This window comes from Pseudoalteromonas sp. SR41-1 (assembly GCF_014164015.1).
Taxonomy (GTDB): Bacteria; Pseudomonadota; Gammaproteobacteria; order Enterobacterales; family Alteromonadaceae; genus Pseudoalteromonas; species Pseudoalteromonas distincta.
In genome coordinates, this window is record NZ_JACJEK010000006.1 from 203,378 (window position 1) to 227,032 (window position 23,655).

General features: G+C 39.3%; 19 protein-coding genes. 11 read left to right on the plus strand and 8 right to left on the minus strand.

Annotated elements, in window-relative coordinates; genetic code table 11:
• Both fadD and H5118_RS07140 read right to left on the minus strand, forming a co-directional pair.
• Positions 1 to 1,653: a long-chain-fatty-acid--CoA ligase FadD gene (gene fadD / locus H5118_RS07135; protein ID WP_182748316.1), complete on the minus strand. Its 1,653-nt coding sequence runs from the start codon at positions 1,651 to 1,653 to the stop codon at positions 1 to 3.
• Positions 1,654 to 1,768: 115 nt separating this feature from the next.
• Positions 1,769 to 2,620: an alpha/beta hydrolase gene (locus tag H5118_RS07140; protein ID WP_024598149.1), complete on the minus strand. Its 852-nt coding sequence runs from the start codon at positions 2,618 to 2,620 to the stop codon at positions 1,769 to 1,771.
• 414 nt (positions 2,621 to 3,034) lie between these two features.
• Between H5118_RS07140 and H5118_RS07145 the strand changes: the two genes are divergently transcribed.
• Positions 3,035 to 4,324, plus strand: a complete 1,290-nt coding sequence (locus H5118_RS07145; RefSeq protein WP_182748318.1) for an alkaline phosphatase — start codon at positions 3,035 to 3,037, stop codon at positions 4,322 to 4,324.
• Between the two features lie 95 nt (positions 4,325 to 4,419).
• Here H5118_RS07145 and H5118_RS07150 read toward each other — a convergent pair whose 3' ends face one another.
• The 5 genes from H5118_RS07150 to H5118_RS07170 all read right to left on the minus strand — a co-directional run bounded on the left by H5118_RS07150 (position 4,420) and on the right by H5118_RS07170 (position 11,690).
• Positions 4,420 to 4,749: a hypothetical protein gene (locus H5118_RS07150; RefSeq protein ID WP_182748320.1), complete on the minus strand. Its 330-nt coding sequence runs from the start codon at positions 4,747 to 4,749 to the stop codon at positions 4,420 to 4,422.
• A gap of 68 nt (positions 4,750 to 4,817) precedes the next feature.
• On the minus strand, positions 4,818 to 5,519 hold the full coding sequence (tsaB, locus tag H5118_RS07155) for a tRNA (adenosine(37)-N6)-threonylcarbamoyltransferase complex dimerization subunit type 1 TsaB (protein WP_182681955.1): 702 nt from the start codon (positions 5,517 to 5,519) through the stop codon (positions 4,818 to 4,820).
• A 9-nt stretch (positions 5,520 to 5,528) separates the two neighbouring features.
• Positions 5,529 to 7,445: an ATP-dependent DNA helicase gene (locus H5118_RS07160; RefSeq protein WP_182748322.1), complete on the minus strand. Its 1,917-nt coding sequence runs from the start codon at positions 7,443 to 7,445 to the stop codon at positions 5,529 to 5,531.
• A gap of 106 nt (positions 7,446 to 7,551) precedes the next feature.
• The gene (locus tag H5118_RS07165; RefSeq protein ID WP_182748323.1) at positions 7,552 to 9,414 is read right to left on the minus strand and encodes a M28 family metallopeptidase; all 1,863 of its coding nucleotides are present in this window, start codon (positions 9,412 to 9,414) and stop codon (positions 7,552 to 7,554) included.
• A gap of 89 nt (positions 9,415 to 9,503) precedes the next feature.
• Complete coding sequence (locus tag H5118_RS07170) at positions 9,504 to 11,690, minus strand: M4 family metallopeptidase (protein WP_182748325.1); 2,187 nt, start codon at positions 11,688 to 11,690, stop codon at positions 9,504 to 9,506.
• A 647-nt stretch (positions 11,691 to 12,337) separates the two neighbouring features.
• Here H5118_RS07170 and H5118_RS07175 point away from each other — a divergent pair.
• Both H5118_RS07175 and H5118_RS07180 read left to right on the plus strand, forming a co-directional pair.
• Complete coding sequence (locus H5118_RS07175; RefSeq protein WP_024597348.1) at positions 12,338 to 13,621, plus strand: sodium:proton antiporter; 1,284 nt, start codon at positions 12,338 to 12,340, stop codon at positions 13,619 to 13,621.
• A gap of 283 nt (positions 13,622 to 13,904) precedes the next feature.
• Complete coding sequence (locus H5118_RS07180; protein WP_182748352.1) at positions 13,905 to 15,758, plus strand: cytochrome c/FTR1 family iron permease; 1,854 nt, start codon at positions 13,905 to 13,907, stop codon at positions 15,756 to 15,758.
• A gap of 114 nt (positions 15,759 to 15,872) precedes the next feature.
• On the opposite strand, the gene H5118_RS07185 is transcribed toward H5118_RS07180, so the two are convergent.
• A complete protein-coding gene (locus H5118_RS07185) occupies positions 15,873 to 16,109 on the minus strand; it encodes a hypothetical protein (RefSeq protein WP_002960256.1) in 237 nt (78 codons plus the stop codon).
• Between the two features lie 419 nt (positions 16,110 to 16,528).
• On the opposite strand from H5118_RS07185, the gene hisG reads away from it, so the two are divergent.
• Genes hisG through hisIE form a run of 8 tightly spaced genes read left to right on the plus strand, consistent with a single transcriptional unit; the run spans position 16,529 to position 23,613 of the window.
• Positions 16,529 to 17,428 carry an ATP phosphoribosyltransferase gene (hisG, locus tag H5118_RS07190; protein WP_002960257.1) on the plus strand — a complete coding sequence of 300 codons (900 nt, stop codon included), beginning with the start codon at positions 16,529 to 16,531 and terminating at the stop codon, positions 17,426 to 17,428.
• 5 nt (positions 17,429 to 17,433) lie between these two features.
• Positions 17,434 to 18,735 (plus strand): histidinol dehydrogenase, encoded by a 1,302-nt coding sequence (gene hisD, locus H5118_RS07195; protein WP_024597350.1) that lies wholly within the window; start codon positions 17,434 to 17,436, stop codon positions 18,733 to 18,735.
• Positions 18,725 to 19,834, plus strand: a complete 1,110-nt coding sequence (gene hisC / locus H5118_RS07200) for a histidinol-phosphate transaminase (RefSeq protein WP_182720315.1) — start codon at positions 18,725 to 18,727, stop codon at positions 19,832 to 19,834. The genes hisD and hisC overlap by 11 nt, the downstream gene beginning before the upstream one ends.
• Complete coding sequence (hisB, locus tag H5118_RS07205; RefSeq protein ID WP_008138596.1) at positions 19,831 to 20,892, plus strand: bifunctional histidinol-phosphatase/imidazoleglycerol-phosphate dehydratase HisB; 1,062 nt, start codon at positions 19,831 to 19,833, stop codon at positions 20,890 to 20,892. Before hisC ends, hisB begins: the two co-directional genes overlap by 4 nt.
• The gene (hisH, locus tag H5118_RS07210) at positions 20,889 to 21,479 is read left to right on the plus strand and encodes an imidazole glycerol phosphate synthase subunit HisH (RefSeq protein ID WP_002960265.1); all 591 of its coding nucleotides are present in this window, start codon (positions 20,889 to 20,891) and stop codon (positions 21,477 to 21,479) included. Before hisB ends, hisH begins: the two co-directional genes overlap by 4 nt.
• 33 nt (positions 21,480 to 21,512) lie before the next feature.
• Positions 21,513 to 22,247, plus strand: a complete 735-nt coding sequence (locus H5118_RS07215; RefSeq protein ID WP_002960267.1) for a 1-(5-phosphoribosyl)-5-[(5-phosphoribosylamino)methylideneamino] imidazole-4-carboxamide isomerase — start codon at positions 21,513 to 21,515, stop codon at positions 22,245 to 22,247.
• The gene (gene hisF, locus H5118_RS07220) at positions 22,229 to 23,008 is read left to right on the plus strand and encodes an imidazole glycerol phosphate synthase subunit HisF (protein ID WP_182748327.1); all 780 of its coding nucleotides are present in this window, start codon (positions 22,229 to 22,231) and stop codon (positions 23,006 to 23,008) included. The genes H5118_RS07215 and hisF overlap by 19 nt, the downstream gene beginning before the upstream one ends.
• Positions 22,999 to 23,613 (plus strand): bifunctional phosphoribosyl-AMP cyclohydrolase/phosphoribosyl-ATP diphosphatase HisIE, encoded by a 615-nt coding sequence (gene hisIE, locus H5118_RS07225; protein ID WP_007376299.1) that lies wholly within the window; start codon positions 22,999 to 23,001, stop codon positions 23,611 to 23,613. The genes hisF and hisIE overlap by 10 nt, the downstream gene beginning before the upstream one ends.
• Positions 23,614 to 23,655: the final 42 nt, after the last annotated feature.

Sequence of the window (23,655 nt, forward strand, 5' to 3'; positions counted from 1 at the left end):
CTAATCTTTCAAGGCTCTTCGGAGTATTTTACCTACGTTAGTTTTAGGTAACTCATCCCTAAACTCTACCAGTTTTGGGACCTTGTAATTAGTTAAATTATCACGACAGTGACTTATTATATCTTTTTCAGTTAAAGAAGGGTCTTTTTTAACAACAAAAACTTTAACTTGTTCGCCACTTACATCGTGAGGAATACCAATAGCAGCAACTTCAAGCACACCTTCGTGCATAGCCACTACCTCTTCTATCTCATTAGGGAAAACATTAAAGCCAGATACAATGATCATGTCTTTTTTGCGATCTACAATAAAGAAGAAACCTTCATCGTCATAAGTTGCAATATCACCTGTTGCAAACCAGCCATCTTTTAAACATTCAGCTGTTGCATCTGGTCGCTTGTAATAGCCCACCATAACCTGCGGGCCTTTCACACACATTTCACCTGGTTCACCTTTAGCGGCTTCTTCACCGTTATCAAGTATTAGCTTAATCTCAGTATTAGGCGCAGGCAAACCAATAGAGCCATTATATGCTTCTAAATCATAAGGACTAATAGTTACTAATGGAGAACATTCTGTAAGGCCATAGCCTTCCATTAATTTTGAGCCAGTCACTTTTTGCCATTTTTCAGCAACAGGACGTTGCACGGCCATACCGCCACCAAGTGACATTTTTAAATGACTGAAATCAAGCTCAGCAAAACCTGGTGTGTTTAATAAACCATTAAATAACGTATTAACACCAGTAATAGCAGTGAATTTATGCTGACCCAGCTCTTTAACGAACCCAGGCATATCTCGTGGATTTGTGATTAATATATTTAAACCACCGTACTTCATAAACGTCAGGCAGTTAGCTGTTAAAGCAAATATATGATAAAGCGGTAAAGCGGTAACAACAACTTCTGTACCACGATTTAACACTTTGTCTAAACAGCCTGAAACTTGCTCAAGGTTACCAACCATATTGCCATGGCTCAGCATTGCCCCTTTTGATACACCTGTTGTACCACCGGTGTACTGTAAAAAAGCAAGATCTGACAAGCTCATTTCAGGACGTGTATATTTAGTTTCGTCTGCAGCTAAAACGTCTGAAAAGTTAATTGTGTTTGGTAAGTTGAACTTTGGCACCATTTTTTTAATGTGCTTCACAACAAAGTTAACTATGAGCTTTTTAAACCCACCAACCATGTCGCCTACTTGCGTTACTACAATGTGTTTAACATCAGTGTGTGCAAGCGACTTTTCAAGTGTGTCAGCAAAGTTTGCTAAAATGAAAATAGCGGTAGTGTCAGAATCCTTTAGCTGATGCTCTAATTCACGCACAGTGTAAAGTGGGTTAACATTTACAACCACACAACCTGCACGTAAAATACCTAAAATGGTTACTGGTGTTTGTAGTAAATTAGGCATCATTACGGCAACTTTGTCGCCTTTTTTAAGACCTAAATCATTTTGAATGTAGGAAGCAACTTTTTTTGTTGCTGTATCTATTTCGCTATAAGACAGCGTTTTACCCATATTAGTAAATGCAGGTAAATCGGTGTAGTCAGTAAAACTTTTTTCGAACACTTCGAGTAACGAGTTGTAATGCTCAGGATCGATTGTTTCAGGCATACCCTCTGGGTAGCGCTTAAGCCAGATTTTTTCCACTCTTAGCCCCTGTTTATAATTATATTTTTATTAACCTTAATCTAAGTAAGGCGCTTTAACAATTGAGCAAATACTCTAATGGAGGAATAATCCCACATTTTACGTAAACTTACAATTAACATGCACCATTTTGCAGCATAAAGTCTTGAATATGCTCAAAACAGTGTTCACTGCTTTGCATGTGGCAATGATGCCCACCATCTACATTAATGACCTTCAAGCTATTGTAATAACTAATATACTTTGCCAAATTTTGTTTTACAAACGAATAACCTTCGTTACCTAAAATTAATTGACATGGTGCAATTAAATCTTTTATTGCACCAATACATTGCGCTTCATCAAACCTAAAACCTGAGTGATTTTTGAGCTTTGGATCTGTTGTTAGCGCAAAACCATCTGAAACCTGTTTAATATTTCGTTGCATTAAGAGCTTAATAAGCTCGCTATTCAAATCGGTTGTTTGAGCACGAGCTTCATAAATAAGTTCTTTCGACTTATAAATTCTCGACTTTTTATTTTTTAAACGCGCTCTATTTAGTACTGCACTTTGTAACTGTTCACACACACCTTCACTAGGGGTTGTAACGCAACCAATTCCCTCAATAAAGGTAACAGACTCTACATAATCGCTAAAGCAGCTAGCAAAAAGTCCTGCAACCATGGCTCCCATCGAATGCCCAACTAAATGTACTTTTTTAACACCAAGGGCATTTATAAGTTGGTACACATCATCAATATAATCAACAAAATAATAGTGTGCATCATCACTTCGCCAAGATGATAAACCGTGCCCGACAAAGTCAATACAGTACCACGTATGCTTTGGGTTAACGTTGTTTAACATTGGCATAAAGCTATGGCAGTTGTCTAACCACCCATGCAATGCTATTACTATTTCGTTCCCTGAACCTACTTTTAAGCCATGGATATTTAAATTATTGGTTTCAATATTAAATGGCTGCACGGTAAGTCCTTTATTAATTTAGAGCATCATTATTTATAGCATACAAGTTGTCAGACCACTAACTTAGAAAATGGTGCCAAATTCACGATTTAATTATCTTCGTGATGAAAAAAGAAGCAAAGCATAATAATTAAACATAACATTATTAATAACTTAAACTAAAAACAACAAACTAACCGTTTTTAATAAGCTTACTCTGTATGTATTTTGAACAATTTAAAAGTGGCGGCATTGTATATACTTAACTTATAACTAGTATAATTTAAATAAATAGAACTAACAGCGTTAACTATAATTTTATGTATATAAAATCAAAGTATAAATTATAAATATCTCAGATATTCATTTATTTATCATCCTATCTGTATACAATATCAGCGGCTATTAAATAAGGTACACTCATAAGGTACAACCATGAAAAAACAGATCAGCTTATTGGCACTTTTATGCACCGCTTCTGGTGCTTACGCAGAATCAGCACCTAAAAATGTAATTTATATGATTGGTGACGGCATGGGTCCGGCTTACACCACGGCTTATCGCTATTTTAAAGATGACCCTGCAACAAAAGAAGTAGAAGGCACGGTTTTTGACACTATTTTAAAGGGTATGGCTCGTACCTACCCTGATGACCATACTTATGTGACAGACAGCGCAGCAGGTGCTACAGCGCTTAGTAGCGGCCATAAAAGTTATAATGGTGCAGTTGCTGTAGATACAGATAAAAAGCCAGTTAAAACCATGCTTGAAATGGCAAAAGAGCGCGGTATGACAACAGCGCTTGTAGCAACTTCACAAATAAACCATGCAACACCTGCTAGCTTTACAGCTCACAATGAATCTCGTTACAACTACGATGATATTGCCAACGATTATATTGATAATAAGATTGCTGGTAAATTACCTGTTGATTTAATGCTAGGTGGCGGTACTAAATATTTTATTCGTGACGACCGTAATTTAGTTGAAGAATTTAAAGCGGCAGGTTACCAATACGGTGACGATATTAATAATCTGGGACAAATTACACAAATACCTGCCATAGGTTTGTATGCAAGCAAAGGCTTGCCATTTGCCCTTGATATTAACCCAACTCGCCTTACTCAGTTAACATCTAAAGCGCTTGGTTTACTAGATAACCAGAATGAAGAAGGCTTTTTTGTGATGATTGAGGGCAGCCAAATTGATTGGTGTGGTCACTCTAACGATATAGCGTGTGCGATGGCTGAAATGGACGACTTTGCTAAATCAATCGAAAAAGCAAAAGCGTACGTTGATAAAAATAAAGACACTATACTTGTAGTTACAGCCGATCACTCAACGGGCGGCTTAACTATTGGTTCGCACGGCCAATTTAAATGGGAAACAGACGTAATTAAAGGTGTTAAGGCAACGGCTAGTAAGTTAACAGACAAACTTATGGAGTCTAAAGACTTAAAACCAGTATGGACTGCTAACACCAATATTGAATTTACAACTGAAAACCAAATCAAACTTGAGCAAGCTAAAAAAATGGGCGAAAAAGCGCTTAATTTAGCTGTTAAAAGTATTATTAGTGATGCAAGCTTTACTGGCTGGACAACTGGCGGACACACCGCTGTAGACGTTCAAGTATTTGCCTATGGCAAAGGCAGTGAGCAATTTATCGGCTCACAAAATAATACTGATATTGCAGATAAGCTGATTGGCTTTATTGAGCAGTAAATTTCACCTCGTTTTGAACACAAAAAGCCCGAACACATGTTCGGGCTTTTTATTAAATTTTATAGCTGTATTTATCTAAAACGCTCAATTAAGCTTTAAGCGTATATATCAACGCCTATTAAATTTTGTACTTCTGCTCTGCGTTCTAAATTAGCAAATTCAGTATAAGTAGAAATCGCTTTGCTTACTTGAGCTGTCGGTTGGTCGTAAATTGTTTGGCTGTATTCATTACTTTTAGCACTACTTTTAAACAGCTGATTAGCCAGTTCAACACCCTCGACACTGCTTTTTACATAATCGGGATTCGTTTTTTGAGCAGCCGGTCGGTCTAATAAACTCTGTGGTTTATTAGTAACAACTTTAGTAGAGCTAACCCTACCCGGAATATCTCCGGTAAAAAAACCTGAACCAATAGGCAGCGTCATTACGCGTCTCCAACCTTAATATTGCATAAAATTATGATTTAAAAACAACCAATTTGCAAATAATATGATTACTCACGTCCTGGTAGCTTTTTCCACGTTACCGTATCGCGCACATATTTAGGTTGAGCGTCACTCGCTTTTACAACGTCACCCGCTAAAAACGCGGCTTCAACATGCGCTAACATATAACGTGCATCAGGCAATGTAATATCAGTATTAATTGTCACGTTTTCAAAGTCATTAAGCGCATCAGGATAGGTTTTAAAACCTGTGCCCACTGCTACAGATGGCTCAGTGGTTGTTATATACTTATTGTTTAGTAAATCAGGTTTTATAACGCATTCTTGGTTAACTAAAAGCATTAGATTATTTTGCGCTTGGTAATGTGCAAAGTATATCTCCCCCATACGCGCATCTATACTTGGATAAACACTCAGGCTGCCGTTTTGTTCAAACGTTTGTTGAGCCATAGTAGCCAGTGTAGACACACCAACAAGCGGCAAATTAGTTGAATACGCTAAACCTTGCGCTATAGCAACACTAATACGTACACCGGTGAAACTACCTGGCCCCTGGCCAAAACCAATTACGTCTAAATCTTTTAATTTACAGTTTGCTTTAGTTAAAAGTTCATCCACAAGTGGAAGTATTTTTTGGCTATGCTGCTGCGGACACTCTTCAAAATGATGAAACGTTTGGCCCTGGTAATGTAAAACAATTGAAAGTGCTTCAGTTGAAGCATCAAGGGCAAGGATATTACTTTTGATCATTTTAGTACTCTAATTAATTTGTTTTAAAAATGTATTGGCATCTTCTAAGCTTCGCGTGCGGCGCATAGGTGGTAAGCTTTTTAAAAATACTTGGCCATATTGGCGTGTCACTAAGCGATTATCGCATATTACAAGTACGCCTTTGTCTTTACTATCTCGAATTAAACGCCCTACACCTTGCTTTAGCGCAATAACAGCCTGCGGTAATTGTATGTGAGAAAAAGGGTCTTTTCCCTGCATTTGGCAATCTTGCATTTTAGCTTGTAGCAATGGATCGTCAGGGGCTGCAAATGGCAATTTGTCTATAATAACACAACTTAATGTACTGCCGCGTACATCAACGCCTTCCCAAAAAGAAGCCGTGCCGAGTAACACCGCATTACCATGGCGAGTAAATTTCTCTAAAATTATACGCTTAGACATTTGCCCTTGCATATAAACTGGGTAGTCTATTTGTGTAGTTAGCCCTTCGGCCACTAAGTGCATCATTCGATAGCTAGTAAATAACACAAAACAACGCCCTTGTGCTGATTTTATAAGCTCAAGCGTTAGTTTTACAATTGCATGTGGCATATTATCAGCATGCGATTCGGGTAAGTAGCGAGGTAAACACAGCAGCGCCTGATTAGGGTAGTCAAATGGGCTATCTACCATCATGCTTTGTTTTGGCTTTAAACCTAGGCTTGCATTAAAATGCTCTAGTTTGTTATCAACCGAAAGTGTGGCAGAAGTGAATACAAATCCTGCGCCCGTGTCTTGCATCATTTGAGCAAACTTAGCTGATACATTCAATGGCGTTATATTAATTGTTAAATAACGGCGCGTTGTTTCATACCAATAACTAAAGCCGGTTTGGGCTGTATCAAAAACCCGCTCTAACTGCCCTTTAAACGCAAGTACACGTTCAAATGGATGCTCAATTTTGTCGCTTCTATCTAGGCAAAGTTTAAGTACTTGGTAAACAAAATCTAAATCACTGATCACACGATGGAGCGCCGCGCAAATTTGTTTATCGCTTAGTTTTTCTCGCCAATCGCCACGACTGCCATCAACACCAAATTGTAATCGTAAATCAGCAACGCTTGTCTCAAGCTTGTTTAAGCTTTTACCAAGTTGCAGCATATCGGGAATTTCAGCTCTATAAATAGCACGTAAATCATTAATTAAATCTACCAACTTTTTAGTGCTTACACTTTCACCAAAGTAATCACTAGCAATTTCGCTTAACTGATGGGCTTCATCAAATATGTAAGCATCTGCTTTTGGCATAAGTTCAGCAAAGCCACTTTCTTTTACAGCCATATCAGCAAAAAACAAATGGTGATTAATAACAACCACATCGGCATCGGCCGCAGTTAAACGTGCTTTGCGTATATAACAGCTTTGAAAATCTGGACACTCTTTACCTAAACAATTATCGGCTGTTGAATTTACATAAGGCAGTACTTTGGCATCATCTTCTATACCTATACAATCGGCCAAATCGCCCGATTGTGTTTCGCTTGCAAACTTAGCTACCATAGCTAGTTGATGCATTACGTCGGAGTCGTCAGTAGGTACATGTGCAACATGTTGATTAAGTCGGTAGGTGCATAGGTAATTGGCGCGCCCTTTTAATAAGGCGGTTTTTTTTGAAGCACTTAAAGCTTTAACTAGTTGCGGTAAATCGCGGTGATAAAGCTGCTCTTGTAGAGCTTTAGAACCTGTTGATATTATCGTGCGCCCTTTTGACTTAAGTGCAGGGGCTAAATATGCAAATGTTTTACCCGTACCCGTGCCTGCTTCAACAACTAATTGCGAACTGTTTTTTAATGCATCCGCAACAGCTACTGCCATATCAATTTGTGGTTGGCGAGGCGTATACCCATCTAAAGATAACGCTAAAGGCCCGGTTGCACTAAACAGCTGTTTGATAATACCAATCACTTTACAATAAATAATAGCGGGATTTTACGTAAGCTAAACATCAAGGGCAAGTAATTAAGTAATCGGTTTGAGTATATAAATAAGGGAGCAGAGCTCCCATTAGTTATTATTGCGCATTTATAGTTAAGGTTATTCCACTAGCTGCGCTGTACCCCTTTAAGTCAATATACCACTTGCCCGCTTGTGGGTTGGTAATACTACACGTTTCAGCATTACCATTTTTATACGGTCGACATTGATATACAGATTCAGTTGATTGACTGGCAAAATTCACATATAAATCGGCATCGCCTGAGCCACCAGCCATAGTTATATTTAAAGAGGAATACCCTGCTTCTAAGTCTTGTGTAAACCGCCCCCAATCTCCCGTAGCAACACTAATATCAGTTTCTGTTCGATTAATAGGTTCAATCGCTGTTGTTTCATTATAATTGGCAATAAGAGAAACATTAGCAATAGCGTTCCATGCTTCTACCATAACGTAATAAATACCGTTTTGGGCACTCGCAATATCACAACGTTCATTGCTCGATGATGTTGTACTTTTACAATCAAAATTTTCTAATGTAGGCGCTGTATTAAATTTAACATATAGGTCTGCATCACCACTGCCCCCTGAGGTAGTAAAGTTTAAGTTACTTGCATTATTAGGTACCTGTAGCGTATGGATAAGCTGCGCTTTCGCATCACCTGCAAGGCCAGAAACTGCAACACCATTTTGTAACTCATTATTAGCTGGTGGCACTATATCACCAGCATTTTTTGCCATTTCAGCTAAATAACTCACAGCAAGTTTTGCAAATTTACTAGCGTGGTCAGCATCAAAATTAGCGTCATTCTGTGTATGAATTAACGGATTAATATCAGCCATCCTAGATTCAAATGGCATTGATGCTGCAAAGCCTTGTTGATACCATGATGCATGATCAGAACACCCATACCCACATTGGTCAAAACCATAGGTAATGCTAGATAAGTAGGTATCAATTAACTGACCTAAAAATTGGTTTTGAGCATTTGTAGTGTAATCAGTCATCATTACAATATCTTCGCTACTGCCATTGTTTCCAGTCATATCAAATTGCACCATGCCGATCACATTTTTTCCTTGTGATTTATAAGATGAAGCAATATCTTTTGAACCTCTTAAACCAACTTCCTCTGCAGCAAAAGCCATTATATGAATTGTTTTTTGCGGTTTATAATCATTTTCAACAATCGATCTTAACACTTCAGATAATACAGCAATCCCCGATGCATTATCATCAGCCCCTGGTGAGCGACCGTTGCTTGGATTTGATTGATTAATTGAGTCTAAATGCCCACCAATAATGACAATTTCATCAGCCTCTTCATCTCCTGCAATAGTAACAATGACCGACGACTGCGCCCAGCTATGAGTAAAGTAATCAACGTTTATATCATTACGTGTAGCTGCTAACTGTTGCCAGTAATCTTTTAGCCATTGTGAGGCATCTACCCCAGTCTGAGCCGTGTAATAGCGATTATAAAAGCTACTCATCGAATTAACTGTGTTCGTCAAATTATTTGGACTAATACTATTTATTAATTGCTGAGTTGTTTGCGGATTGTTAATGCTATATGTAGCAGCTAACGCACTTAGATTTTGATTTTGAACGGCAGCTAACTGCTGAGTGTATTCATTAGCCTCGATTAACGAATCATGAGCAACAAACCCTCCACAGCGATGATAATTATCATGCATAAACTCACTTAAATGAGCAATATTTGCAGGCCTTATTTTTAACAAATTCACTGTTTGTAATGTTGTATCTTGTATACTCAATAATTCATCATTTGGTTTAAGCGAGTTTTGAACCTGTTTATAATGTTTGGCTGCAACGGGATCTATCGTTACCCAAACACTTTCAGTATCTTGTGCGTATGAGGGTTGGGTAAGTAATAAAGTACTAGCACTAAATAGCATAATTTTTATCGCGTGTTTCATTAATTGATACCTTTTAAGTCGAGTAATGCATTTGAGACGAGGGAGTTTTGAAAAATAAAAAAGGGAGCGAATGCTCCCTAGAAATTAACTTAATTGGCTGAAATACTTAATGTTATACCGCTTGCCGCGCTATAACCTTGTAAGTCTATATACCATGTACCTGCTTGAGGATTTTCTATCGTACACGTTTCAACGTTTCCATTTTTATATGGGCGGCACTCATAAGAGCTAGTACTAGATTCTGAACCAAAATTTACATATAAATCAGCATCACCAGAACCACCGGCCATTGAAATATCGAGTGAAGAATACCCTTCATCTAAATTTTGCGTAAAGCGTGTCCAACCACCTGAAGCAACACTCACATTGCTTTCTGTACGGTTAATTGGCGAAACACCTCCGCCAGTAGACCCGTCATAACTACCTGTTAATGAAACGCCTGAAATAGCATTCCATGCCTCTACCATAACGTAGTATTTACCCGCTTGAGCACTACCTATAGAGCAGCTTTCAGTACTTGTAGAAGTTGTACTGTTGCAATCATAAGTGCTAAGTGTCGGTTTGCTTCCAAATCGTACGTATAAATCTGCATCGCCTGATCCACCATTTGTATTAAACACTAAATTACTTGCTCCAGCAGGAACCTCTAGCGTAAAAAACAACTGCTCTTTAGCTGAGCCACTTATACCAGTACGAGTTACGCCATTAGTTAAAGCTTCATCGTTAGTTGGAGGAGGTGTTGAGCTACACGTGCTACCTGAACTTAAATTAGAGTTTACTCCCACAGCACTTAGCGCTGCTTGTACATCACTTGGGTCATAGTTTAAATCACAAGCTGCATCCATTACGCCATTACCGGCTAAATCCCAATTTGTACTTGCGCTCCAATAAAGCTGATTAGCTCTAGTCATTACAATAAATGCTTTTTTTGTATCCCAACCGGGTGTGGTAGCCAAATTATAAAAAGCTTTATTAAATACACCAGAGCTATGGTGCACATCCATCCCAGAATAATAACTTGATTGGTTATCTATTGAATTACCATCTTGCGTTGGATTATTCATGTAGCGAAGCGCACCATTGCCTTTAAATATGTCTTGGCCGACAAGCCAATCATTAGTGCCTTTCATATAAAATTCGGCCGCTTCACCCGCCATATCAGAAAAGGCTTCATTTAAACCGCCTGATTTTCCGCTGTACACTAAGCCAGAGTTTTGTTCAGTAAATCCATGGCTTACCTCATGAGCAGACACGTCTAGACTAACAAGCGGATAAAACGTATTTTGGCCATCACCAAAGGTCATGGCGCTGCCATCCCAAAATGCATTTTCATAGTTACTACTGTAGTGAACTCGCATTTTTAATTGAAACGTAAGTGGTGGCGTACCGATCCAATCGTTATACATATTAAAAATTACATTTCCAAAATAATGCGCATCATTGAGAGGAGAATAAGCACCATTTATTTCTTTAAATGTATTTTCAGGACAAGTAAAAGAATATGCAGACGTACCACTAGTACCACCGTTGAGGTTTATGGTGCGCACGTTTGTGTTGTTCATCGTACAGTTATTGCCTGACTGGGTAACATCTAAACTATCAAAGTCAGTACCATATATGTATTTTCCTGTTTTTAAATTTCCACCTGGACCTGTAGCATCTGCATGCTGAAGATTGTCAAAGCTAAGTAGCACTTCGCCAGAGTTAGCATCAATAATCTGATAGGGTCTAGAAGGCGATTTACCATAGGTGACATACGACACCTCATAAACCAAGTGCGCTTTCCTTTGCTGATCGACCCAAATAGCCAATCTTGATTTTTCATTATGTTTTTTTAAGCCAATTGTTTTTGCTGCAATACCCACATTTTGGCTTTGGAGCATCGCCTGTTTAGCTGATAATTTAGCACTAACATCGCTTATATCACCTTCAATGTCATACACTGCCGCGCCGTGCGCTTTTTTTAGCATGCCGTTTTTAAATGTTAAGCTTAGTGTATCCCCTATCACGGGTAACCCCTGGTAGGTTTGTTGATACCGGCGAGTCACCTCCCCGTTATTGCTTGTAAACTCTTTTAATACAACTAATTCGTTCCTTACACTCAACCCAATCAATTCTTGAGGACTTGTAGATAATATTGATGCAGAGTTTGATTGCACCATAGTATTTATAGCCTGTTGTTGATTTAGGTATTTCTTATTCGCAGCTACTGCATCTGTTGCTTGAACAAAAGTTAAAGCAGCAAAAGTTGCTAATGTGATTTTTGATAAATTCACGTTTACGCTCCGTTAAAATATTTAGTTTGTAGTGGAATTGTATTAACCGGAACCATCTGTACCCGATTAAGGATCAAGCATATGTTACAAATTGAAGATTTAAAATTAAACATTTAATTTACACGTAAAGTATTAGTTTAAAATTTAAACTATTCTATTACAGTGAGTTACTGATTTAGTGACAAGTAATCAAAACCTCTATTTTACATTTTGTAAACATATATTTACTTAAAATTACATTAGCCAGTATTTAAAAAAGGATTAGAAAAAATTGAAGAAGTTTAAAAAATGGCTTGTAAAAACAAAAAATATAGTTTTATTTTTTGATTAACTGAGAGTGGTAATTAACGCAGTTAAAAACATTTAAGTACGTATTAGAAGGCGCGCTTTCAACAATAGAAAAGGACTATTTAGAGCAATGTTTTATATTGGTTTAGTCAACTACCTGCACCAAGTAACCTAGTATTAAAAAGTGCATTACAAAACGTAACAATAGAAATTATAAATTAACTAAATGTCCTACAGGACATAATAAATATAGCTAATCAAACCATAAAGACTGTGACACAGATAAAGCACAGGAGTAACATATGCCGCGTTTATACTCCCCTTTTTCGTTTGTCGTTAAAAAATAGTAAGGTTAGCCAATGAATGCTTGGTATCTCATTTGTTTTCTCTCTGCCATTGCAATTTTTATTGCTTTTGCAAACCAATATATCCTCAAAATGCAAACTACAATTGCCATTACTACAGGCTCAGTTGTTATTTCTTTATTATTGATTATTGCCGTTAAATTATTAGGCGATCAAAATGCGTTAGCCATGACCCAAATTGTTTCCAGTATTAACTTTAACGAGTTATTACTCAAAGGTATGCTCGGATTTTTACTTTATGCTGGCGCATTGGAAATTAACCTTATGGCGCTTCGAAAACAGCGCTGGGAAATAACCGCACTAGTGCTATTTTCTACTATTGCTTCCACTTTTATAGTCGGTTATTTAAGTTTTTATCTATTTGCCTTATTTGGCTTTGATGTACCGTTTATATACTGTTTATTATTTGGCGCGCTTATTAGCCCAACCGACCCTATTGCCGTACTTGCAATTATTAAACAAATGCGAGCGCCAGAAGGAATCTCAGTTCAAGTAGAAGGTGAGTCGCTATTTAACGACGGTATTGGTTTAGTAATATTTACGACCATTTTTTCGGTTGCTTTTTATGGCACCGATGCACAATTTGGCGATATAGCAGAACTCTTTTTTGTAGACGCCCTAGGCGGCATTGCGTTTGGTTTGGTTATCGCTTTGGTTGGCCACTTTTTAATTATTAACAGCCGCGATGTAAACATTCGCTTATTGATAACCTTAACTATTCCTACCGCAGGTTTTGCTGCTGCAAATATTTGGGAAATATCAGGCGCACTTGCCATGGTAACAAGCGGCATATTAATGGGTAACATTACTCGTACTAAAGCAACTGAGCGCACGGGGCCTGAAGACACTCGTTACGTAAAAGATTTTTGGCATGCAACCGATAGCTTTTTAAATGCCCTACTGTTTTTAATAATAGGTATGCTAATAGTGACGATGCCAATCACGCTTGGTGAAATTGGCTTAGGCTTACTAATGGTACCTGCAGTATTACTAGCACGCTTTATTAGCGTAGGCGCACCCTTTGTCATCTTTAAACGCTTTAGAAGTTACGATAAACACAGTGTTAAAATTTTAACCTGGGGTGGGCTACGCGGTGGTCTTGCACTGGCAATGGCGGCAGCAATTCCACGCGAGCAAGTTTTTGTAGGTGGCTCTGACCTACATAACCTAATCGTGATTGTTACCTACGTTGTGGTTATATTTTCTATTATTGTACAAGGCTTAACTATTTCACCGCTTATTCAAAGCAGTATTAAATCAGCTGAGCAAGCAAAGTAATAAATGCTTTGTGAGCAATCAACTCAGTAACCAAGTTATTATATAAATCACTTGGTTACTGTTACTCACGTGTTACAAAAACACTTTAAAGTTCTATAAATTGTTATCCTTTTTATTTATCTTCTTTGTTTAAATTAATCCGCTTGAAATGCAAATGAAAACAATTATAATTTTGGCTTTTCCTCTGTAGGGCTTTTCAATGTCCAAAAATAATTCTCACGTGTTTTTTAATTTGGTATCTCTGGGCAAACGACAATTTCATTGTTTTTTTGTGCTTTTTATAATGGCTATGGCAAGCTTTAATGTGTCGGCCTCACCTAATGAGCAAACAAAAATAAAACAAATTGCACAGCTTGCAGAGTATGTAGGTGTAGATTACGTGGCAGCTGTTGGAAATGGTGAAATACTAGACCCCGACGAATATCAAGAAATGACTGAATTTTCGCACGTCATTATTGAGCAAGCTGGACAGCTTTCAAGCCAAACAAATGAGTTTGATACAGTAAAGGCACAAGCTAAAACACTGCATACAGCGATTGCCAATAAAGCGAGTGTTGCCGATGTACGTGCAGCAAGCTCAGCGCTTCGTGAGTCGCTGCTTACATTTATGCCACAACTATCGTTACCTACATCGCTGCTTCCGGTTGAGCAAACTAAAGCGCTTTTTGCTACTAACTGCTCAATGTGTCACGGCCCTAGTGGTCAAGGCGACGGTCCGCTTGCAAAAAATTTATCGCCAGAACCTACCAACTTTACCGATGAAGAACGCGCAACAAACCGCTCATTAATGGGGTTATTTGACGCTGTAAGTAACGGCATTGACGACACACCTATGGTTGCTTTTACCCAATTTAATGAACAACAACGATGGTCTTTAGCTTTTTATGTAGGTAGCTTGGCATTTAAGGATGTTCAAAAGCCACAAAATGTAGAACAAAATATTACCGCTTCGCAGATTGTAAACCTAAACCCTGCACAATTATCGGCAGGTCAAAGTGAAGCACAAGCACATTACGTTAAATGGCTTCGTGGTAATCCAGAGCAATTATTTAGTGCTAACAAAAATCCGATAACAGTTACTCGCACGCAGTTACTTGCAGCGCAAGCCGCGCATGCTAAAGGCAATTACTCACAAGCAAGTGATTTAGCAATTAGCGCATACTTAGATGGCTTTGAGCTTGTTGAAAACAACTTAAATGCCTACGACGAAACACTGCGTAAAAACATCGAAGTACAACTGATGAACCTGCGCCAAACATTCAAAAACGAAAAAGATACAGTCGTCGTTGCCGAAAAAGTAAATGCCGCACTAACGCAACTCGCTAAAGCAGATAGCATGCTAAACGAAACCAAGCTAACTGATGGCGCCCTACTTTCAGCGAGTTTAATAATATTACTGCGAGAAGGCTTAGAGGCACTCTTAGTTATTATTGCCCTTATGACTGTGCTTATTAAAACGAAACGTCAAGATGCGCTTAAATACGTACATATTGGCTGGGTAACAGCACTTATTGCCGGTGGCTTAACATGGGCTGCTGCGCAAACATTAATAGAAATAAGTGGTGCAAGTCGCGAAGTTATGGAAGGTGCTGGTGCATTGTTTGCCGCTGTAATTTTACTGTATGTTGGCGTATGGATGCACAGTAAAACAAGTGCGCAACAATGGCAAAAATATATAAAAGACAATATAGATAAGCGCCTTGAGTCGGGAACACTTTGGGGATTAGCGGGGCTTTCTTTTATTGCCGTATACCGTGAAGTATTCGAAACCGTATTGTTTTATCAGTCTTTATTAACGCAAAGCTCGCCTGCTCAATATTCATCTATTGCATCGGGTTTTGCGATAGCTGTAGCAATACTGGCTATTATTACGTGGGTATTAATTAAGTACTCAATTAAATTACCGGTTGCTAAGTTTTTTGCAATTACCACTTACCTATTATTTGCACTCTCGTTTGTGCTTATGGGCAAAGCCGTTATTGCATTACAAGAGGCCGATATAATAGGTATTGCGTCGCTACCAATGAGCTTTGATATAGCATGGCTTGGTATTAAGTCGACATGGCAAGGTATTGTAGCTCAGGTATGTGTATTCGCTATATTTAGCTTTTATATATTTAAAAGCAAAAACCAATAGTAATGCCTATCTGCTTAAGAGTTTAAGCTAATTGGCATAAGCAAAATACATAGTAAAAAGGCCCGCAAGGGCCTTTTTAGTTAATTGCTTATGTATTTAGTAAAATTGGTATTATCAAGCCCATGTATCTAAATGGGGGTTTTCGTCATCATCTACGTTAGACTTTTTTTTACTATTTTGGTCGTCAAGCATATTGAGCTTTTTCTTTTTTTGTAACTCACGCCTTTTTTTATTCTCTAGCTCAACTTTTTCAGCGGCCGATCCACTTTGCACACCCGCAATATGAAAAGCACTTTTTGACTCAACTTCTAGTCTGGTTATTCTTCCTAAATAAGGAATCATGATATCCATACACACTTCCTTAGTTTATTGTAAAATTATCTAAACGCTTGGTTTGGCTAATAAACAAACAAATATATGCAAAAAATGCACTTCCCTTCTTAATATTATCGACAGTTATAAGATATGCTTTAATTAAGCTAAAAAAAACTTGCCATAATATGGCTGTTTATGTTTTTATGAATGCGAAATTTATTTAAACAGATAACAACTGAACGTTACTATAACAACGAGCAGTTAAATAGGATAAAAAATGCGCTTAAACCTGACAACAGTACATCATCACCACCATTCACCGGAATAACCTGTCAGGTCTTTCGCTGAGAGGTTATTCCTAAAAGGAACCTCTGGCGATTCAAAAAACATTGATTCATTTTCGCCCTGAGGTTCCCCTCGGGGTTTTTAGTTTTTAAATTAAAGGAAAATGAATAATGAGTAACACAAATCGTCTACGTATCGCCATCCAAAAAGGCGGCCGCCTATCTAAAGATTGTCAAGATCTGTTAAAACAGTTAGGTGTTAAACTTAACCTTCGTGAACAACGCTTAATTGCACACTCAACTAATATGCCAATTGACGTACTACGTGTGCGTGATGACGATATTCCTGGTTTAGTAATGGACGGTGTATGTGATTTAGGTATTGTTGGCGAAAACGTACTAGTAGAAGTTCAAGCAGAACGTGAACGCCAAGGTGTTCCAAGCGAAGTAAACAAACTTTCAAAACTAGATTTTGGTTACTGTCGTCTTGCACTTGCATGGCCACAAGAGCTAGGCGCTCGCGATAAGAGCTGGTTTGAAGGCAAACGTATTGCAACTACCTACCCAGAAATTTTAACTCAGTGGTTAAAGCGCGAAGGCATCAACGCAAGTACAGTAATGCTTACTGGCTCTGTTGAAGTAGCACCACGTGCAGGTTTATCTGATGCAATTTGTGATTTAGTATCTACTGGCGCAACACTTGAAGCTAACGGCTTAATTCAAGGTGATACAATTTTAGAATCAAACGCATGTTTAATTCAAAATAAAGATCTGCAAGACGCTGACAAACTAGCACTAATCAATAAGCTTATGCCGCGCCTACGTGGTGTTAGACAAGCTAAAGAAAGCAAATACATCATGCTACACGCACCAAAAAACAAACTTGATGAAATTTGTGAAATTTTACCTGGTTCTGGTCAACCGACTCTACTTGCCCTTGCGGGTAATGAAGAATACGTAGCACTGCACATGGTAAGCAGCGAAACATTATTTTGGGAAACAATGGAGCAGTTAAAAGCCCTAGGCGCTAACTCTATTTTAGTTATGCCAATTGAAAAAATGATGGAGTAAGTACCATGCTTCGTTGGAATGAGGAATCTTCACAAGTACAAGCAGCGGCGCTAATGCGCCCTGCAGTTTCTGTAAGCGCAAAGGTTGAAGCAATATGCAAAACTATTTTAGCTAATGTAAAAGAGCAAGGCGATGAGGCCTTACTTAGCATGGCCAAAGAGTTTGATAATAGAGCTAACCCACGTTTGCGCGTACCGCTAGATGAAATTAACGCATCTGAGCAAGCACTAAGTGCAGAGCTTAAATACGCAATTGACACCGCTTATGCAAATGTTAAACGTTTTCACGAAGCGCAGTTGCCAAAAGATATTAAATTATCAACCCAACCAGGCGTTGTATGTGAACTGAAATATCAAGCCATCGAAGCAGTCGGTATTTATGTACCCGGTGGCAGTGCTCCACTGCCATCGTCGGTTATTATGCAAGGTGTATTAGCACAGTTAAGCGGCGCTAAAACCGTTGTACTAGCTACGCCGGTACAAGGTGATAAAGCAATTAACCCTGCTATTTTATATGCAGCTAAGTTATGTGGCATTACTACTTTGATAGAAAGTGGTGGCGCAGGCGCAATTGCAGCAATGGCTTATGGCACCGAATCGGTTCCTAAAGTAAACAAAATTTTTGGCCCAGGTAATAGCTTCGTAACAATGGCTAAACAGCTCGTTGCGCAAACTATCCCAGGTATGGCAATTGATATGCCAGCAGGTCCTTCTGAAGTATTAGTTATTGCAGATGAACGTGCAAACCCAGAATTTATAGCCGCCGATTTACTCTCACAAGCAGAGCACGGCGCAGACTCGCAGGTTATTTTATTATGTAACAGCGAAAGTATTATAGAACAAACTCAGCAGGCACTTACACGCCAGTTAGCTAATTTGAGCCGCAAAGAAACAGCCGAGCAAGCGCTCGCTAATTCTTCACTTATTTTGGTTGATTCAGTTGAGCAAGCATTTGATGTATCGGCGCAATACGGCCCAGAGCATTTAATTTTACAACTAGGCGATGCAACACCTTACCTAGATAAAGTTAAAAATGCAGGCTCAGTATTTGTAGGTGACTACACACCAGAATCTGCAGGCGATTACGCATCGGGTACTAACCACGTGTTACCAACATATGGTTACAGTGCAACTTACTCGAGTTTAAACTTGCTTGATTTTTTCCGTACATACACAGTGCAAACAATTACTAAAAGTGGTTTAACGCAGCTTTCAAAAGCAATTTTACCACTTGCAGATGCAGAAGGCCTTGATGCCCACGCTAATGCGGTTTCAATTCGTTTAGAGGCAATTAAAAATGAGCAATGAGAGCGCACAAGCGTCTAGCTTATTACCTAAGAATATTGCAGCCCTTGCTGCATACAGCTCTGCAAAAAGTGAAAAGCTAACCGGTACTACGTGGCTAAATGCTAACGAAAGCCCGTATGCTAAAAATCTTGAACTGAGTATTGAGGATTTAAATCGCTACCCCGACCCACAACCGCAACTGGTTATTGACAGGTACGCAGCTTATACAGATCTTGAAAGCGAAAATGTATTAATGACGCGCGGCGCAGATGAAGGCATTGAGCTTTTAGTGCGCACATACTGTGAGCCAGCTAAAGATAGTATTGCGCTATTTTTACCAACTTACGGTATGTACAAAGTTACCGCCGATACACACAACGTTAGTATTAACGCGCTTACACAAGAATTATTATTAAGTGGCAGTGTTGATGAAATAGTTGCAGCTGTTGGCAGCTCAAAGCTGGTATTTATTTGTAACCCAAATAATCCAACTGGCAGCTTAACGCCACTTGATAAAGTAAAAGCGATTGCAACAGCACTTGCAGGTAAAGCATTAGTTATTGTTGACGAAGCCTATATAGAGTTTTGCCCAGAGCAAAGCGCGACTAAACTTATTAATGAGTTTAGTAATGTAGTGGTTTTGCGTACGCTTTCTAAAGCCTTTGCGCTAGCAGGGCTCAGAACGGGCTTTACGCTTGCACAAGTGAGCGTACTAGCGCCAATTCGTAAAGTCATTGCGCCGTATCCGGTATCAGGTGTTGTAGCAAGTATTGCAGCGCAAGCAATTGCACCCGATGCAATTACATCAATGCGCCGCCAAGTTACTATTTTAAATAGCTTAAAAGCTAAGTTGGTAGATTGGCTAAACGCCTCCCCTGCTGCATTAAAAATTCTCACTGGTGAAGGTAACTTTGTTACTTTAAAATTAGCCGATAAAAACTACTTTAAAATTGCACTTGAGCAAGGTTTGGTTATGCGCGCTTTTACACTATACGGTGAAGACGACTGGCTACGAATTTCAATTGGCAGTGAACAAGAACTTGAACAAGTAAAAATTTGGTTAGATGGCTTACAAACGCCGGCTACCGCAGCATCTTTAGCAGGAAACGAAGTATCATGAGTAACCCCTATTTATTTATAGACCGCGACGGCACTATTATTGAAGAGCCAATTACCGACAAACAGGTAGATAGCCTTGAAAAGCTAGCATTTTTACCTGGTGTTATTCCTGCGTTATTACAATTACAAGCCGCAGGTTACCGTTTAGTAATGGTGTCTAACCAAGATGGTTTAGGCACAGATAGCTTTCCTACTGCTGATTTTGACATAGCACAAGACAAAATGATGGACATAATGCAAAGCCAAGGCATTAGCTTTGACGAAGTATTAATTTGCCCACACTTTGATGAGCAAAACTGTGATTGCCGTAAACCTAAAACGGGCTTACTTACCGAGCTTATGCGCTCTGGCAAAGTAGACTTAGCGCGCTCTTTTGTTATTGGCGATCGCCAGACCGATATTGGCCTTGCTCAAAACTTATGTTGTGAAGGTATTTTATACGACGGCGATTGGAGTGCGATAGTGACAAAATTGACTACCGCAAACCGCGAAGGTCGTGTTACACGCAACACTAAAGAAACCCAAATTGATGTAGCCATAAACTTAGATCAAACTAAAAATGGCAGCATAGACACCGGACTTGGCTTTTTTGATCACATGCTTGATCAAATTCGCACCCACGCAAACATTGGTTTAAACATTAAAGCTAAAGGCGATTTACACATAGACGAGCACCACCTTGTTGAAGACATTGGTATTGCTCTTGGTGTCGCACTTAAACAAGCGCTTGGCACTAAATCGCAAATTGCACGCTATGGTTTTGCCCTTCCTATGGACGAGTGTAAAGCTGAAGCACAAATTGATTTATCGGGCCGTGCATCATTTGTATTAAACGCTAACTTTAGCCGCGAAAAAGCAGGCGACTTAGACGTACAAATGGTTGAGCACTTTTTCAAAAGCTTGAGTGATAACGCCGCTATTAGCCTTATTTTATCGGTAAGCGACGGTAACTGTCATCACCAAGTAGAAGGTTTATTTAAAGCGTTTTCACGTGCTCTTCGTATGGCCGTAGCACAAGACACGACCCAACAAACAGCCAGCTCTAAGGGATGTTTATGATTGCCATAATTAATACCGGTTGTGCCAATATAAATTCAGTACGCTTTGCGTTTGAACGCTTAGGCCAAACGCCAACAGTAATTACTTCACCAGAGCAATTAGCGGGTTTTGAGCGCGCTATACTACCAGGTGTAGGTCACGCGTCGGTTGCTATGAAACGCCTAGTAGATAACGGCTGGCAACAAGCTATAAATGAATACCAGCGCCCGCTTATGGGTATTTGTTTAGGTATGCAGTTACTGTGCGAAAGTACCGAAGAAGGTAACGTACAGTGCCTAGGTAAAATACCAGGACAAGTAAAAGCGCTTGATGTAGGCAATTTAACGTCGCCGCATATGGGTTGGAACAACTTAAGCGTTAACAAAGAGCATGCATTAACTAAAGGGCTAACGCTTGATGAGCAAGTGTATTTTGTTCACAGCTTTGCGCACACCGTAAACGACGCCACACTAGTGAGCGGCGAATATGGTCAAACCTTTTCAGCCATTGTTGCTAAAGACAACTACGCAGGCATGCAATTTCACCCAGAGCGCAGCGCAAAAGTTGGCGCACGTTTATTACAAAATTTTGTTGATTGGCAGTTGTAAGCTGCCCATTGACTAACAAAAAAGAGATTATTTGTGATTATTCCAGCATTAGACGTATTACAAAATCAAATTGTGCGCTTGTACCAAGGTAAATACGACACAGCACAGTTTTACCCTTTCGAACTTGGCGCGCGTTTAAAAGAATACGCCGACAGTGGCGCAGGTAAACTACATCTTGTGGATTTAGAAGGTGCACGCGATCCAAGTAAAAAACAGTGGAAACATATTCAAGCTGCAACCAAAGCACTTAACGTACCGTACCAAGTGGGCGGCGGTATTCGCTCAGAGCAAGATGTAAGTGATTGGCTAAAAGCCGGTGCAAACCAAGTTGTTATTGGTTCAATGGCAGTAGAAAAACGCGAACAAGTAAAAGCCTGGATTGAGCAATTTGGCGCAGAGCATTTTGTAATTGCTCTTGATGTAAATAAAACAGCCACGGGCTGGGCACCAGCAACGCACGGTTGGTTAAGTGAATCTGAATTTGGTTTACTTGAGCTGGTAGATTTTTATGTAAGCTTAGGTGTTATTGATTTTTTATGCACGGACATCAGTAAAGATGGCACCATGACGGGTCCATCGTTTGAGCTTTACGAAGATTTAACTCGCCATAACAGCACAATTAAAGTGCAAGCCTCAGGTGGCGTAAGCTCACTAGATGACATTAAAAAGCTTAAAGAGCTGGGTGTGGGCGGCGTTATTTTAGGTAAATCATTGCTTGATGGCGCATTTAGCGTTGAGGAGGCACTGGCATGTTATCAAAACGCATAATCCCGTGTTTAGACGTTAAAGACGGCCAAGTAGTTAAAGGCGTAAAGTTTAAAGGCCATGAAATAGTTGGCGATATTTTAACAATGGCTAAAGCCTACAGCGAAGCTGGCGCCGATGAACTGGTTTTTTACGAAATCAGTGCAAGCGTTGAAAAACGCCTACTTGATGTAAACTGGGTAGAGAGCATTGCACGTAATATCGATATTCCATTTTGTGTAGCGGGCGGTATTAAATCAGTGACTGATGCAGCGCGGGTACTTGAGCGCGGCGCAGACAAAATAAGCATTAACAGCCCTGCTATTGCGCGTCCTGAACTTATTAAAGAATTACACGATGAGTTTGGTAAGCAATGTGTTGTAGTCGGCATTGACAGCTTTTTTGATGAAATTACCGGCGAGTATTTAGTGTATCAATTAACCGGCGATCCTAATGCATCAAGCCGTACACGTTATAAAACACAAGAATGGGTTAAACGCGTACAAGACTTAGGCGCAGGCGAAATTGTATTAAACTGTATGAACCAAGATGGCGTTCGTAACGGTTACGACAACGAGCAACTAAGTAAAATTCGCGAGCTATGTGACATTCCTTTAATCGCCTCTGGCGGTGCGGGTAGTATGCAAGATTTTGTTGATGTATTTAAACAAAGCAAAGTAGATGGTGCATTAGCTGCCAGCGTTTTTCATAAAAATGTGATTAACATTGGCGAACTAAAACAATTTTTAACAGATAACCAAGTGGCAGCAAGATTATGCAAGTAACACAACAAAACCAAGCTCAGGTCGATTTCGCTAAAAGTGACATGATCCCTGCGATTATTCAAGATGCCCGCTCTGGTGTTATTTTAATGCAAGGCTTTATGAACAGCGAAGCACTCGCTGTTACGCTTGATACCAATAAGGTAACGTTTTACTCGCGTTCAAAATCGCGTTTATGGACTAAAGGCGAGTCATCAGAAAACTACTTAAACGTAGTATCTGTGCATACCGATTGTGACTACGATTCAATTTTAGTACTTGCCAACCCAGAAGGCCCAACGTGTCACTTAGGCACACAAAGCTGTTTTGGTGATGAAGCAAAACCAAGTTTAAGCTTTTTAGCACAGTTAGAAGATGTGATTGTTGCGCGTAAAAATGATGACCCTGAAAAAAGCTACACAGCGTCATTATTTGCAAAAGACTTAAGCCGTAGTTGTCAAAAAGTAGGTGAAGAAGGCGTAGAAGTTGCCCTTGCCGCTATGAAACACGATAACGATGAGCTAACAAACGAATCTGCTGATTTAATTTATCACCTTACAGTATTGCTACAACGCCAAGGCTTAGCCCTTGAAGATGTAGTTAAATGCTTGCAAGGTCGCCATAAATAGCATTAGTTGTAACTAACAAAGAGGCTCATATTTATATGGGCC

Bases quoted from the DNA above. Each gene is read 5' to 3' on its own strand.
- H5118_RS07185 (WP_002960256.1), bottom strand. From the start codon at position 16,109: ATGGATATCATGATTCCTTATTTAGGAAGAATAACCAGACTAGAAGTT.
- hisH (WP_002960265.1), top strand. From the start codon at position 20,889: ATGATTGCCATAATTAATACCGGTTGTGCCAATATAAATTCAGTACGC.
- hisF (WP_182748327.1), top strand. From the start codon at position 22,229: ATGTTATCAAAACGCATAATCCCGTGTTTAGACGTTAAAGACGGCCAA.
- H5118_RS07145 (WP_182748318.1), top strand. From the start codon at position 3,035: ATGAAAAAACAGATCAGCTTATTGGCACTTTTATGCACCGCTTCTGGT.
- hisC (WP_182720315.1), top strand. From the start codon at position 18,725: ATGAGCAATGAGAGCGCACAAGCGTCTAGCTTATTACCTAAGAATATT.
- hisG (WP_002960257.1), top strand. From the start codon at position 16,529: ATGAGTAACACAAATCGTCTACGTATCGCCATCCAAAAAGGCGGCCGC.
- H5118_RS07150 (WP_182748320.1), bottom strand. From the start codon at position 4,749: ATGACGCTGCCTATTGGTTCAGGTTTTTTTACCGGAGATATTCCGGGT.
- hisB (WP_008138596.1), top strand. From the start codon at position 19,831: ATGAGTAACCCCTATTTATTTATAGACCGCGACGGCACTATTATTGAA.
- H5118_RS07180 (WP_182748352.1), top strand. From the start codon at position 13,905: ATGGCTATGGCAAGCTTTAATGTGTCGGCCTCACCTAATGAGCAAACA.
- tsaB (WP_182681955.1), bottom strand. From the start codon at position 5,519: ATGATCAAAAGTAATATCCTTGCCCTTGATGCTTCAACTGAAGCACTT.
- hisIE (WP_007376299.1), top strand. From the start codon at position 22,999: ATGCAAGTAACACAACAAAACCAAGCTCAGGTCGATTTCGCTAAAAGT.
- H5118_RS07175 (WP_024597348.1), top strand. From the start codon at position 12,338: ATGAATGCTTGGTATCTCATTTGTTTTCTCTCTGCCATTGCAATTTTT.
- hisD (WP_024597350.1), top strand. From the start codon at position 17,434: ATGCTTCGTTGGAATGAGGAATCTTCACAAGTACAAGCAGCGGCGCTA.
- H5118_RS07165 (WP_182748323.1), bottom strand. From the start codon at position 9,414: ATGAAACACGCGATAAAAATTATGCTATTTAGTGCTAGTACTTTATTA.